Annotated in this window: 12 protein-coding genes; 4 read left to right on the top strand and 8 right to left on the bottom strand. The window is 71.8% G+C overall.

All coding sequences use genetic code 11. The annotated features are described in order from the left end of the window. Positions 1-62: 62 nt before the first annotated feature. On the bottom strand, positions 63-494 hold the full coding sequence (gene mraZ, locus ABIC52_RS05665; protein ID WP_058729729.1) for a division/cell wall cluster transcriptional repressor MraZ: 432 nt from the start codon (positions 492-494) through the stop codon (positions 63-65). Between the two features lie 870 nt (positions 495-1364). Next, positions 1365-1766, bottom strand: a complete 402-nt coding sequence (locus ABIC52_RS05660; protein ID WP_209824789.1) for an SCO2097 family morphological protein — start codon at positions 1764-1766, stop codon at positions 1365-1367. A gap of 126 nt (positions 1767-1892) precedes the next feature. Here ABIC52_RS05660 and ABIC52_RS05655 point away from each other — a divergent pair, with 126 nt between their 5' ends. Beyond that, positions 1893-3011, top strand: coding sequence for a polyprenyl synthetase family protein (locus tag ABIC52_RS05655; protein WP_435526067.1), 1119 nt, complete (start codon positions 1893-1895; stop codon positions 3009-3011). 117 nt (positions 3012-3128) lie between these two features. On the opposite strand, the gene ABIC52_RS05650 is transcribed toward ABIC52_RS05655, so the two are convergent. Further along, a complete protein-coding gene (locus ABIC52_RS05650; protein WP_354026837.1) occupies positions 3129-3485 on the bottom strand; it encodes an Rv2175c family DNA-binding protein in 357 nt (118 codons plus the stop codon). A 172-nt stretch (positions 3486-3657) separates the two neighbouring features. On the opposite strand from ABIC52_RS05650, the gene ABIC52_RS05645 reads away from it, so the two are divergent. Beyond that, positions 3658-4953 carry a LysM peptidoglycan-binding domain-containing protein gene (locus tag ABIC52_RS05645; protein WP_238638088.1) on the top strand — a complete coding sequence of 432 codons (1296 nt, stop codon included), beginning with the start codon at positions 3658-3660 and terminating at the stop codon, positions 4951-4953. 109 nt (positions 4954-5062) lie between these two features. Then, positions 5063-7102, top strand: coding sequence for a Stk1 family PASTA domain-containing Ser/Thr kinase (pknB, locus tag ABIC52_RS05640; protein WP_354026836.1), 2040 nt, complete (start codon positions 5063-5065; stop codon positions 7100-7102). A 203-nt stretch (positions 7103-7305) separates the two neighbouring features. Here pknB and ABIC52_RS05635 read toward each other — a convergent pair whose 3' ends face one another. The 3 genes from ABIC52_RS05635 to ABIC52_RS05625 all read right to left on the bottom strand — a co-directional run bounded on the left by ABIC52_RS05635 (position 7306) and on the right by ABIC52_RS05625 (position 10553). After that, positions 7306-8649 (bottom strand): class II 3-deoxy-7-phosphoheptulonate synthase, encoded by a 1344-nt coding sequence (locus ABIC52_RS05635; protein WP_126890741.1) that lies wholly within the window; start codon positions 8647-8649, stop codon positions 7306-7308. Between the two features lie 186 nt (positions 8650-8835). Next, positions 8836-9558, bottom strand: a complete 723-nt coding sequence (locus tag ABIC52_RS05630) for a lysophospholipid acyltransferase family protein (protein WP_126890724.1) — start codon at positions 9556-9558, stop codon at positions 8836-8838. Between the two features lie 41 nt (positions 9559-9599). Beyond that, positions 9600-10553, bottom strand: a complete 954-nt coding sequence (locus tag ABIC52_RS05625; protein WP_058729214.1) for an ROK family glucokinase — start codon at positions 10551-10553, stop codon at positions 9600-9602. Positions 10554-10764: 211 nt separating this feature from the next. Between ABIC52_RS05625 and ABIC52_RS05620 the strand changes: the two genes are divergently transcribed. Then, positions 10765-12612, top strand: a complete 1848-nt coding sequence (locus ABIC52_RS05620) for an AMP-dependent synthetase/ligase (RefSeq protein WP_238638089.1) — start codon at positions 10765-10767, stop codon at positions 12610-12612. A 110-nt stretch (positions 12613-12722) separates the two neighbouring features. Here the strand turns inward: ABIC52_RS05620 and ABIC52_RS05615 are convergent, their stop codons facing one another. Further along, on the bottom strand, positions 12723-12851 hold the full coding sequence (locus tag ABIC52_RS05615; protein WP_274542763.1) for a hypothetical protein: 129 nt from the start codon (positions 12849-12851) through the stop codon (positions 12723-12725). A 166-nt stretch (positions 12852-13017) separates the two neighbouring features. After that, entirely contained in the window at positions 13018-13521 is a 504-nt protein-coding gene (locus tag ABIC52_RS05610) for a peptide deformylase (RefSeq protein ID WP_354026835.1), read from the bottom strand.

Here is a 13521-nt window from a genome sequence, read left to right as displayed (position 1 = left end):
ATGCGACCTGACACCGGGGAAGGTGTGTCAGGGCACCACGGCTGGGAGTCCCGATCCGCGGATCAGAAGATCCCCGGGATCACCTCCTCGTCGTTGTCGGCGAAGCCCTCTTCGACCTCGGCGTAGTAGGCCTCCCACGCGGGGGTCGACCAGATCTCGGCACGGTCACCGCTGCCGATGACCGTGAGGTCCCGCTCGAGCCCCGCGTACTCACGGAGGTTCTGCGGGATCGTCACGCGGTTCTGCTTGTCGGGGGTCTCCGCGCTCGCTCCGGAGAGGAACAGGCGCATGTAGTCCCGGGTGCGCTTCGAGGTCATCGGAGCCGTCCGGATGCGTTCGTGCAGTTGCTCGAACGTGTCCGCACTGAAGACCACGACGCAGCGCTCCTGCCCACGGGTCATCACGAGCCCCCCGGACAGTTCGTCCCGGAACTTGGCGGGGAGGATCACGCGACCCTTCTCGTCGAGCTTCGGGGCATGGGTACCGAGCAGCACGTCGGGCCTCCCCTCCGCTCCACCGGACCGTTGTGTCCCCCACTTTACTCCACTTCGCTCCCCGCGGAACGGTGGGCGCTCCCGAAAGGGGTCGCCTCCCCCGTACTGGGGCGGTCGGCAGGTGCTCCCTCCGGTGCGGGAGCAGCGTGGATCCGCGGAACGACGGGCTCGTGGAGCGATGTGGAGGGCGTGGAGGGAAGTGGAGGACTTTCGCAGCAACGGGAGCGACCGAGGGCGCGCCGGACGGGAGGCGCGACGCACGCCCGCCCCGTGCCTCCCGTCCGATGCGCCCGTTCCTTCCCATTACGCGCACGATGGAAAGCGAAACCGGGCGTACCAGGCGGTTCCGTCCGACCAGGTACGCCCGTTCTGATCAGGTACGCCCGCTTCGACCAGGGCCGATGCAGCTCGGGTCCGCGCCGCGCGGCCCGCGCGGCCCGCTCCGCCTGTTCCTTCCCATCACGCGCGCGATCGAGAGCGGAACCGGGCGTACCAGGTGGTTCCGCCCGACCAGGCACGCCCGCTTCGACCAGGTACGCCCGCTTCGACCAGGTACGCCCGCTTCCACCAGCGCCGGACGGGAGGCACGGCGCCCGCCCGCCCCGCGCCTCCCGTCCGCCGCGCCCGACCCACCCCCACGCCGTGCACGTTCCTGCCCATCACGCCCGGCGTGGGATGCCGATCCGCGCGAAGGAGACCCGAAGGAACGCCCTTCCACGCGCGGATCCGCCTCCCCCGCGCGGATCCGCCTCCTCCGCGCGGATCGCGCCCGCTGCGCGCGGAGCCGGACGACCGCACCCCCGGGAACGACGACGGGGCCGGTCCCGAAGGACCGGCCCCGTGGAGGCTTGTGGAGGAACTGTCGAGCGGCTACTGCTGCCCGGGATCGTTGCGCTTGTCCCAGCGCTCGTTCATGCGGTCCATGAACGAGCCGCCCGAGGACGACGAGCGCGGGGCCCGGCCGGACGACGCCTTGCCGGCCCCGGGCGCCTTCGCCCCGGACTTCGGCATGCGCATGCCCGGACGCAGTGCGTAGAGGACACCGGCGAGCATCACGACGAAGCCCGGCAGGCCGAGCCACGGCTGCTTCACGACGAGGGCGATGATGACGATCGCGATGCCCACGAGGGCGCCCAGCACGCCGATCGTGATCGACGTGTAACTGGCGCGACCCTGGCGGCGCGTGACCCGCGCCACGAAGTCGGAGTCGTTCTGGTAGAGGCTCCGCTCCATCTCTTCGAGGAGTCGCTGCTCTTGCTCCGAGAGTGGCATCTCGTTTCCCTCTTGTTCCTGGGGATGCTGTCTGGGTGACCGCTGGTGTGCCGCGTTGCCGCCGGGTTGTGGCATCGCGGAAGTGGACCGATCCTACGTCTCGACCGCTCCACTAGGGTAGGAGTCGTGGCTGAGAGTACGCGATTAGTGGACCTCGTTTCGGCACGGGTCGGCCGGGCACTCGACGAGCAGCGTGACCGGCTCCTCGCGATCAGCCCCGACCTCGCGCCGTTCGACCAGTACGCCCGGGACCTGCTCTCCGGCGGCAAGCGCTTCCGCGCGCTGTTCTGCTACTGGGGGTGGCAGTCCGTCGCCGGCCGGTCCGGGTCGTTCGACCCCCTCGCCGAGGGGTCCCGTCAGACCACCGCAGAGGCGATCGTCACGGTGGCCGCCGCGCTCGAGATCTTCCACGCAGCAGCCCTGGTGCACGACGACATCATGGACCGCTCGGACACCCGTCGCGGACGTCCCGCCGCGCACCGACGCTTCGAGTCCCTGCACGACGAGTCCGGCTGGGTCGGCGACCGCGGGCTGTACGGCACGAACTCCGCACTGCTGCTCGGCGACGTGCTGCTCTCGCTGAGCGATGCGGTCTTCGACGAGGGACTCGCCCTCCTCGACCCGGCGCGTGCTCGGATCGTCCGCCAGGAGTTCCACACGATGCGGCTCGACGTCACCGCGGGTCAGTACCTCGACGTGCACGAGGAGACCGCCTGGCCGTCCATCGACGAGTCCGAGCACCTGGTCCGGGCACAGCGCGTCATCGTCTTCAAGTCGGCCAAGTACTCGATCGAGGCCCCGCTCGTCATCGGTGCCCTGGTCGCCGGGGCGTCCGAGGCGCAGCTGGACGGGCTGCGGTCCTTCGGCCTGCCGCTCGGCGTCGCCTACCAGCTGCGCGACGACGTGCTCGGCGTCTTCGGCGACCCGGGGGTCACCGGCAAGCCCGCCGGCGACGACCTCCGCGAGGGCAAGCGCACCGTCCTCATCGCCTCGGCGCGCAAGTCGCTGGCGCCCGGCCCGAGGCAGCTGCTCGACGAACTGCTCGGCGACCCGGACCTCGACGAGGAGCAGGTGCAGATGCTCCGTGCGACCCTCACCGAGTCCGGCGCGGTCGCCGCGGTGGAGCGCTCGATCGACCGCCACGTGCACCGCGCCAAGGCCGCGCTCGAGGCCACCCCGCTCAGCCCCTCGGCGCGCAACCAGCTGCTGTCACTGGCCGACACGGTCAGCCGCCGCGTCGCCTAGACGCCGGTCGGAACGGACGGGAGGCACGCGGCGAGCCCGCCACGTGCCTCCCGTTCGTCGTCGTGGACGTCGATCCGGCGACCAGCGTCGCGCGGGCCGCCCGACGGTCCGTCGCTGCTAGAGCAGGGACTGCGCGACGCGGCGCACCTCGGCCTTGCGGCCGGCGCGCAGCGCGGCGATCGGCGAGGTACCCAGCGCCGGCTCCTCGGAGAGCATCCAGCGGACGGCCTCGTCGTCGGAGAACCCGTTGTCGCCGAGCACGATCAGCGTGCCGCGGAGCTCCGGCAGCGGCTCGGTGTCGTCGAGGAACTCGCTCGGCACCCGGAGCACGCCGTCGACCCGGGCGGGCAGCAGGGTCTTCTGCTCGAACAGGCGGTGGATCCGCCCCGGGCTCACGCCGAGGAGGTCCACGAGGTCGGGCACCGTCAGCCAGCGCTCGGAGAGGGTCGTGTCGTCGGTGGATCCATCACTCACGAGCCCCATGTTGCCAGAGCGCGGGCCCGATCCACCGCCGTCCCGCTGATCACACGAGTCACACGCGCAACACGCGACTCTCTGGTTGACTTGGGAATCACGCCATGTCAGCGTGGAGCCACCTGTGAGTGCTCGCTGGCGCGCACGGCTCACCCAGGACAGGAGACAACCCGTGGACAACGCTGCAGACGACGCCGCCCGGCGTGCCCGATCCGCCCGGTTCGCCACCATGCCGATCGTCCTCGCCGGCACGATCGCCGTCACCGCCGGACTCACCGGCCCGGTGGCGCACGCCGAACCTCGGCACGACGACGACGCCACGAAGAAGCGGCACGTCGACGAGGACCGGAACGTGGGCCACCGCCCGGTCTTCGGCACCGCCGTCGCCCGCCCGTCGAGCACCACGGTCACCACGGTGGCCAGCGTGACGAAGGCCCCGACGACGTACACGGTGCGCCAGGGCGACACGGTCTCCGGGATCGCCGCACGCTTCGGGCTCTCCGCGCAGGAGGTCCTGGTCCGCAACGGCCTCGGCTGGAACACGATCATCCACCCCGGCCAGACGCTCCACCTGGCGTCGGCGCCCGCCGCCCCAGCTGCAGTTGCCGCTGCCGCCCCGGCTCCGTCCGGCACGAGCGGCAACTACCACGTGAAGTCCGGCGACACCGTGTCGGCCATCGCCGCCCGCAACGGCGTGTCGACCTCGGCGATCCTCGCGGCGAACAACCTGTCGCAGCGCTCGCTCATCTACCCCGGCCAGACGCTGACGATCCCGCGCGCCGGGACCACGCCGGCCGCACCCGCACCCGCTGCGAGCACCGCGCCGGCCACGGCTGCGCCGGCTCCCGCTCCCGCTGCTGCGACGAGCGTGAAGATCGCGGCCGGCGACACCATCGGCGCCATCGCCGCGAAGCACGGGGTGTCGGTGAAGGCCCTCCTCGCCGCGAACGGCCTCAGCTACACGAGCACGATCTACGCCGGGAAGGTCCTGGTGCTGCCCGCGGCGACCTCCAAGCCCACGACGACCGCGACCGGCGGCGCCGTGACGACCGCGGTCGGCAGCGTCAACGGCGTCGAGCTGACCGGTGAGCAGCGGCGCAACGCAGCAACCATCGTCAGCGTCGGCCGGACCCTCGGCGTCCCCGACCGCGGCATCGTCATCGCCCTCGCGGCGGCGCTCCAGGAGTCGAGCCTGCGCAACCTGTCGCACGGCGACCGCGACTCCGTCGGCCTGTTCCAGCAGCGCCCGAGCCAGGGTTGGGGCACGACGGCGGCGCTGCAGGACCCGGCCACCGCCGCGGAGCTGTTCTTCGTCGGCAACCCCGGCAAGACCCGGGGCCTGCTCGGCGTCCGAGGATGGTCGTCGATGGCCCTGACCGACGCCGCGCAGGCGGTCCAGGTCTCCGCGTACCCGAACGAGTACGCGAAGTGGGAGCAGACGGCGCGCGCGCTGCTGACCTCGCTCTGACGAGTCAGCCCCGTCGACCGGTGGGTCGACTCATCCTCGAGATCGAGATTGGGTCACGGTCGGTGCGTCAGGTCGGACCGCACCGGCAGCCCTTCGTAGAATGCCGCCGATGACCACGAACGCCGCCACGGACCCGATGATCGGTCGGATGATCGACCAGCGGTACCGCGTGCGCTCGCGCATCGCCCGCGGCGGCATGGCGACCGTGTACCTCGCCACCGACGTCCGGCTCGAGCGCCGCGTCGCGATCAAGATCATGCACGGGCACCTGGCCGACGACCAAGCCTTCCGGGAGCGCTTCATCCAGGAAGCACGCTCGGCGGCACGGCTCTCCCACCCGAACCTCGTCGGGGTGTACGACCAGGGCGCCGAGGACGACACGGCGTACATCGTGATGGAGTACATCCCGGGCATCACCCTGCGCGACCTGCTGCAGGAGCACCGTGCCCTCACTCCGGAGCAGGCGACCGACATCCTGCGCGCCGTGCTCGCCGGCCTGGCGTCGGCGCACAAGGCCGGCATCGTGCACCGTGACCTCAAGCCCGAGAACGTGCTGCTCGCCGACGACGGTCGCATCAAGCTCGGCGACTTCGGCCTGGCACGCGCGACGACGGCGAACACCGCGACCGGCGCGGCCCTGCTCGGGACGATCGCCTACCTGTCCCCCGAGCTCGTCACGCGCGGCGCCGCCGACTCGCGCAGCGACATCTACGCGCTCGGCATCATGCTGTACGAGATGCTCACCGGCGAGCAGCCCTACAAGGGCGACCAGCCGATGCAGATCGCCTACCAGCACGCCAACGACACGGTCCCGGTGCCGAGTGCCGCGGAACCGGGCGTCCCGCCGGAGCTCGACGACCTGGTCGCCTGGGCCACCGCCCGCGATCCCGAGGACCGTCCCCGCGACGCCCGCGAGATGCTCGACCACATCTCGGGCAACCAGCAGCGCGCCACCGGCCAGTACCGCACGGCCGTCCTCCGTCCGGAGAACGCCACCGCGATCCTGCCCGCCGGCAGCGCCGTACCGTCCTCGGCCGACGCCGTGCGGGGCGACAGCGGCGCGCAGGACGACGCCACGCGGGTCATCGCCAGCTCGACCGGCGGCGCCCCCGCGGCACCGGGTCGTCGCGGCGCACCCGGCCCCCGCCGCACCGGGTCCCAGCCCGGTGCGCTCTCCCCCGCGGGACAACGTCTGGCCGACAAGTCCGCCAAGCGCCGGAAGCGCGGGTGGGTCCTGCTCGCGGTCGTCGTGGTGCTCGCGATCATCGCCGGGGTGGTCGGGTGGGCGCTCGGTCCGGGTCCCTGGGGCAACGTGCGCATCCCCGAGGTCACCGGCAAGTCGGTGGCACAGGCCCGGCAGCTCCTCCAGGCGCAGGGCCTCGAGCCCGCTGCCGGCACCGACAGCCGCTACGACGCGGTGGTGGCCAAGGGCCAGGTCTCGACGACGAAGCCCGCGGCCGAGCGCGAGGTCCGCAAGGGCACGCCGGTGCAGATCGTCGTGTCGAACGGCCCGCGGATGATCGCCCTGCCCGCGATCGTCGGGCAGCCCCTGTCGACCGTGACGGCCGCGCTCGACGACGACTTCCAGCTGCAGGACGACCAGTACGAGTTCTCCGCCGACGCACCGAAGGACACCGTGATCGCGGCGAAGGGCCTCGGCGCCGACGGGCAGACCGTCGACCTGGCGTCCGGCGGCGAGTACGCCGAGCGCGGCCCGGTCACCCTGACGGTCTCGCTCGGAGCCGTCCCCGACGTCACGGGGAAGACCCTCGACGCGGCCACCGCCGCGCTCGACGACGTCGGTCTGGTCGTCGGCGCCCAGCAGGAGCGCTACAGCGACGACGTCCCGAAGGGCCAGGTCATCTCGTCCAGCGTCGAGGACTCCCCCGCTGTCCGTGGCTCCGCCGTGGACCTCGTGCTCTCGAAGGGGCCGACGCCGATCACGCTGCCCGACGTCGCGGGCAAGACCATCGACGAGGCGACCTCGACGCTCGAGAACCTCGGCCTCGACGTGAAGGTGCCCGACTGCACGAACGTGCTCTGCCGCTTCTACGACTGGAAGTCGGCGCTCCCGGTCACCGCGACCGACCCGGTCCAGGGCTCCACCGTGTACCGCGGCGACACGATCACGCTCTCCTACGAGCAGTAGGCACCCGGCACGAGACCCGTCGGGGCTCGCTCCGGTCGCGCGGCGCACCGTCGGCGATCGTCACGGTCGTACGGCCTGCCGTCGCGACGGAACCTGAGCGGCAGGTCGTGCGACCGCAGCCGAGCAGGACGGACGCCGGTACGGACGGACGGGAGGCGCGGTGCCAGCCGGCACCGCGCCTCCCGTCCGTCGTGTGGTCGCGCCTACGGCCGCTGGTACGGGTGCGCGCTGAGCTCCTCGGACACCAGGAAGGCGAGCTCGAGCGACTGCATGTGGTTGAGCCGCGGGTCGCACAGCGACTCGTACCGCGTCGCGAGGGTCGCCTCGTCGATCTGCTCGGAGCCGCCCAGGCACTCGGTGACGTCGTCGCCGGTGAGCTCGACGTGCATCCCGCCCGGGTAGGTCCCGACCTGACGGTGGGCCTCGAAGAAGCCGAGGACCTCGTCCACGACGTCGTCGAAGCGGCGCGTCTTGTACCCGGTCGGCGTGGTGAGCCCGTTGCCGTGCATCGGGTCGGTCACCCACAGCGGGTTCGCGTCCATGCCCTTGATCGCCTCGAGCAGCTTCGGGAGCTCGTCACGGATCTTGCCGGCACCCATGCGCGTGATGAAGGTCAGGCGCCCGGGCTCGCGCTCGGGGTCGAGCGTGTCGACCAGGGCCTTCATGTCGTCGACGCTCGTCGTCGGGCCGAGCTTCACGCCGATCGGGTTCCGCACGCGGGACAGGAAGTCCACGTGCGCGCCGTCGATGTCGCGGGTCCGCTCGCCGATCCAGATGAAGTGGCCGGAGGTGTCGTAGGCCTGGCCGGAGCGTGAGTCGATGCGGGTCATCGGGCGCTCGTAGTCCATGAGCAGCCCCTCGTGCGAGGCGTAGAACTCGGTGTGCTTCAGGGCCTCGAAGTCGGCACCGCAGGCGTCCATGAAGCGGATCGCGCGGTCGATCTCCTTCGCGAGGTGCTCGTAGCGGGCGTTCGCCGGGTTCGAGGCGAAGCCCTTGTTCCACGAGTGCACCTGCCGCAGGTCGGCGAACCCGCCCTGGGTGAAGGCGCGCACGAGGTTCAGCGTCGACGCGGCCGTGTGGTACCCCTGCACCAGGCGACGGGGGTCGGCCTCGCGGCTCTCCGGCGTGAAGTCGTAGCCGTTCACGATGTCACCGCGGTACGCCGGCAGCGTCACGTCGCCGCGCGTCTCGAAGTCGCTCGACCGCGGCTTGGCGAACTGCCCCGCCATCCGGCCCATCTTGATGACCGGCATCGATGCGCCGTAGGTCAGCACGACGGCCATCTGCAGGATCGTCTTCACGCGGTCGCGGATCGAGTCCGCGGTGGCGCCCGCGAAGGTCTCGGCGCAGTCGCCGCCCTGCAGCAGGAACGCCCTGCCCTGGGCTGCCGCGGCGAGCCGTTCACGGAGCTTGTCGACCTCGCCCGCGAAGACGAGCGGCGGCAGCGTCGCGATCTCGGCGGAGGCGGCCTCGGCCGCAGCACGGTCGGGCCACGTCGGCTGCTGCTTGATCGGCAGGGTCCGCCAGTGGTCGAGGCCCTCGATCACGTCCGGATCCTGCAGGGCGACGACGTCGGTCGACTCGATCAAGGCGGTACCTCGGTGTTCTGGGTCGGGCGGGAGCGGACGGCCTGCGCGCAGGCCGGGCCGGCCGGGGCCGGAGTCCTCAGATCCTACCGTCCGCGCCGGACCGGTCGCTCCCGCGTGACGCGGGGGCAGCGGCGACGGGGTCCGTCAGGCCGTGGGCGTCCGGCGGTCCCTCATGACCTGCTCGCGCGCACTGCTGGCGCGCTCCTTCACGCTCGTCGCGTACACGTCGACGTACTCCTGACGGCTCAGCCCGGCGAGCTCGTGCATGACCTCGTCGGTGACGCTGCGCAGGATGAAGCGGTCGGTCTCGAAGCCCTCGAACCGCGAGAAGTCGAGCGGCTTGCCGAAGACGACGCCGACGCGCTTGAACTTCGGGAACTTCTGGCCGATCTGCTGCACCTCGCGCGTGCCGACCATCGCGACCGGCACGACGGTCACCCGACCCTCGAGGATCATGCGGGCGATGCCGGTGCGGCCGCGGTAGAGCTTGCCGTCCGGGCTGCGCGTGCCCTCGGGGTAGATGCCGAGCTGCTCGCCGCGCGCCAGGACCTGGAGCCCCGTGTGGAGCGAGGCCTCGGACGCCTTGCCGCCGGAGCGGTCGATCGGCAGCTGCCCGATGGCGTTGAAGAACGTCTTCGTCGCCCAGCCCTTCAGCCCGCGACCGGTGAAGTAGTCGCTCTTCGCCAGGAACGAGAGACGGCGGTCGAGCACCGCCGGCAGGATCACCGAGTCGATGAACGAGATGTGGTTCGACGCGAAGATCACCGGCCCCTTCGCGGGGACGTGCTCACGGCCGATGACCCACGGCCGGAAGAGGGTGAGGATGAGCGGGCCGAGCAGGAAGTTCTTGAGCAGCCAGTAGGTCATCGTCGACTCCAGTTCGGGACGCGCGTTCCGTCGGGGTGACCCTACGCCGTGCGGGCGTGGATGCGGGCGAGGTCGGCGGCGCCGACGACACCGGCGTCGTTCACGAGCTCGGCGATCACGAAGTCGGGCTCCGGGTGGTAACCGCGCGCCGGCAGGTTGTTCAGGTAGGCCTGCTTGATCGGCTCGAGCAGTCGATCGCCGGCGCTCGCGACGCCGCCGCCGAAGACGAAGAGCTGCGGGTCGAGCACGGCGGACAGCGACGCGCAGGCCTCACCGAGGTGGCGACCGAGGCGACGGAGGGCCGCGAGCGCGCCCGGGTCGTCGGCCAGGATCAGGTCGCCGACGATCTTCCCGTCGAGCTGACCGCCGTTCTGCTCACGGGCGTCCGCGAGCGCCGAACCGATGCCACCGGCGTCGGCGACGTCGTTCGCCATTCGTTGCAGGGCACGGCCGGAGCCGTACTGCTCGATGCAGCCGCGGGCGCCGCAGCCGCAGGGCAGACCGTTCGGGACGATCCGCAGGTGCCCGATCTCGCCGCCCGTGCCGAAACCGCCGCGGAACAGCCGGTCCTCGGTCACGATCGCGCCGCCGACACCGGTGCCGATCGTGAGCATGGTCATGTCGGACACGAGCCGTCCGGCACCGAAGCGGAACTCCGCCCACCCGGCCGCGTTGGCGTCGTTGTCGACGGTGATGTGCAGGTCGCCGAGGCGCTCCTGGAGCTTCTGCCGCAGGGGCTCGTTCCGCCACCGGATGTTCGGCGTGTAGTAGACGATCGACTGCGAGGCATCGATGAAGCCCGGTGCCGCGACACCCACCGCTCCCACGTCGTGGGCTGCTCGCAGGCGCGTGACCATCGTCACGACGTCGTCGAGCATGGCGTCCGGGTCCGCCGCGTTGGTGGCGACGCGGTCCTCGGCGAGGATCTCGCCGAGCTCCGAGACGACCGCTCCCGCGATCTTGGTGCCCCCGATGTCGATTCCGATGGCATGCACGAGCGACGAGCCTACCGTCTCCCCGTGGCGACGCCGAACCCGTGACGGGGCGGAGCCACCGGTCGAGCAGCCGCACCGCCCGCGCGGGTGCGCGGGTGGCTGACGAGGTGCTGCGAACCGGACGGGAGCCCGGCGCACCGCCCGTATGCTGGCGGTGACGTCTCATCGTCGAGGCGTCCTCGTATCGAACCGGCCGACAAGGGAGTCAACCGTGAACGATCAGCGGCAGCCCGCACCCACCTCCGCACCCGACCACGGCTCCGCCGCCCGACTGCTGTCCGACCGGGCACGTCGGACGCCCGACCGGGCGATCCTCGCCCAGCGGCACGGCGACACCTGGACGACCGTCAGCGCCGCCGACACCCTCGCGCGCGTGCGCGGGATCGCGAAGGGCTTCGTCGCAGCCGGCCTCGAACCGGGTGCGCACGTCGCGATCCTGTCCCGCACCCGGATGGAGTGGACGCTCGTCGACTTCGCCGTGTGGACCGCCGGGCTCGTCTCCGTGCCGGTGTACGAGACGAGCTCCCCCGACCAGGTCCGCTGGATCCTGTCGGACTCCGAGACCGTGGCGATCGTGGTCGAGCAGGAGGAGCACGCCCGCCGGGTGGCCTCGATCGCCCCGGACCTGCCGCACCTCGGCCAGCACTGGACCATCGACGGCGGCGGGCTCGACGACCTGGTCCGGCTCGGGGAGACCGTCACCGACGCCGAGCTCGACGCCCGCACCGCGGACGTGCACGGCCACGACGACGCGACCATCATCTACACGTCGGGCACGACCGGGCGTCCGAAGGGCTGTGTCCTCCGCCACGACAACTTCACCGGGACGGTCGAGGGCGCCACCGAGGCCATGCCCGAGGTCGTCGCCGACGGGTCCTCCACGCTGCTCTTCATCCCGATGGCCCACGTGTTCGCCCGGTTCATCGCGGTGATGTCGATCTCGACCGGCGTGCTCGTCGGCCACGAGCCGGACACGCGCGACCTCATGCGGGCGGTGTCGACCTTCCGGCCGACCTTCCTGCTCGCCGTCCCGCGGGTGTTCGAGAAGATCTACAACTCCGCCGAGCAGAAGGCCGACCTCGGCGGGAAGGGCCGGATCTTCCGCGCCGCGGCCGACGTCGCGGTCGCGCACTCCGAGGCGGTCGCCGCCGGTCGGGTGCCGCTCGGGCTGAGGCTCCGGTTCGCCCTGTTCGACCGGCTGGTCTACGCCAAGCTCCGCGACGCGATCGGCGGCCGGGTGCAGTACGCGATCAGCGGGTCAGCACCGCTCTCGCCACGCCTCTCGCACTTCTTCCGCTCGATCGGTGTCCACATCCTCGAGGGCTACGGCCTGACCGAGACGACCGCGCCCGCGACCGTGAACCGGGCGCACGAGCTGCGGATCGGCACGGTCGGCCGGGCACTCCCCGGTGTCGAGGTGCGCATCGCCGACGACGGCGAGATCCTGATCCGCGGCGTCGACGTGTTCGACCGCTACTGGCACAACGACGAGGCGACGGCGAAGGCCTTCGCCGACGGGTGGTTCCGCACCGGTGACCTCGGCCGGCTCGACGCCGACGGGGTGCTCACCGTCACCGGCCGGGCGAAGGAGCTCATCGTCACGGCCAGCGGCAAGAACGTCGCCCCGGCGCCGCTCGAGGACGGCATCCGCGAGCACCCGCTGGTCGGACAGGTGGTGGTCGTCGGCGAGGGCAAGCCGTTCGTCGCGGCGCTCGTCACGCTCGACCGCGAGATGCTCCCCGGCTGGTGCGAGGCCCGCGGCATCTCCCCCGCCCTCACGCCCCGCGAGGCCGCCTACGACGAGCGCGTGCACGTCGCCGTGCAGGAGGCCGTGGACACCGCGAACCAGCGCGTCTCCCGCGCCGAGTCGGTGCGGTCCTTCACCATCGTCGACACCGAGCTGACGGAGGCATCGGGCCACCTCACCCCGAAGCTGACGATCAAGCGCGCGGTCGTGCTGCGCGACTTCGCCGCGGACGTCGAGCACATCTACTCCGGGTCGAAGGTCCAGACCACGGCCACCCCGGTGGTCGCGTCCCGACGACGGGGCCGCGCGTAGGGACGACCGACGGGAGGCCCGGTGCCGGTCCGACGGACCGACACCGGGCCTCCCGTGTGTCGTCTGCGCGCGGTTCGCGACCCGACGAGGGGACGCGGCCGCGCGCCGGGTCAGGCCTCCGGGGCCTGCTGTGCCTCCGGTGCGTCGAGGACGGCGACCGACGACGTCGTCGGTGCGGGGTCCGGGCGGCGGTTGGTGCGGGTGCGGTGCGAGCTGAGCTCGTCGTTCTGAACGGTCATGCTGGGTGTCCTGAGGGTGTGGGAGCCGTGTCGGTGGGAAGCCGACGCGGACACGGTACCTCGGGACGGGGATGTCCGGACAATCCCGCGAAGGGGTGTCACGGCCTGTTCGCCGAGAGCGGCCCGTCCCGTTGCGTTCCGGCCGCCCGGGGACGCCGGTGGACGCTCAGTGGAACCAGGTCTGCGCGCGGATGTCCCGCAGCGCGCCGCGGCGGACCTCGGGGTCGAGGGTCATCACGTAGACGGTGCCGTCGAGGTGGTCGACCTCGTGCTGCAGCGCCTCGGCCATCAGCCCGGTGCCCTCGAGCACGACCTCGGCCCCGTCGACGTCGACGCCGCGGACCTTCGCGTACGGGGAGCGCGGGGTCGGGTAGGACAGGCCGGGCACCGACAGGCAGCCCTCGTCCATCAGCTCGACCTCTCCCCGGACCTCGACGACCTCGGGGTTGAGCACGTACCCGACCTCGCCGTCGACGTTGTACGAGAACGCGCGCAGGCCGACACCGATCTGCGGGGCGGCCACGCCGGCGCGGCCGGGCTCCCGGACGGTGTCGAGGAGGTCCTGCACGAGGTCGCGGACGCCCTGGGAACCGAGCGCGTCGGGCGCGATCGGGTCCGCGGGGGAACGGAGGACGGGGTCGCCGAACAGGCGGATGGGACGGACGGTCAC

This window comes from Curtobacterium oceanosedimentum (assembly GCF_040545555.1).
Lineage (GTDB): Bacteria > Actinomycetota > Actinomycetes > Actinomycetales > Microbacteriaceae > Curtobacterium.
Note: the sequence above shows the minus strand (reverse complement) of the source record. Positions and strands in the feature narration are given on the sequence as shown.

What these genes read in the sequence shown, in the direction of transcription:
- pknB (WP_354026836.1), top strand. Translation starts at nt 5,063, where the DNA reads ATGACCACGAACGCCGCCACGGACCCGATGATCGGTCGGATGATCGAC.
- ABIC52_RS05630 (WP_126890724.1), bottom strand. Translation starts at nt 9,558, where the DNA reads ATGACCTACTGGCTGCTCAAGAACTTCCTGCTCGGCCCGCTCATCCTC.
- ABIC52_RS05660 (WP_209824789.1), bottom strand. Translation starts at nt 1,766, where the DNA reads ATGCCACTCTCGGAGCAAGAGCAGCGACTCCTCGAAGAGATGGAGCGG.
- ABIC52_RS05615 (WP_274542763.1), bottom strand. Translation starts at nt 12,851, where the DNA reads ATGACCGTTCAGAACGACGAGCTCAGCTCGCACCGCACCCGCACCAAC.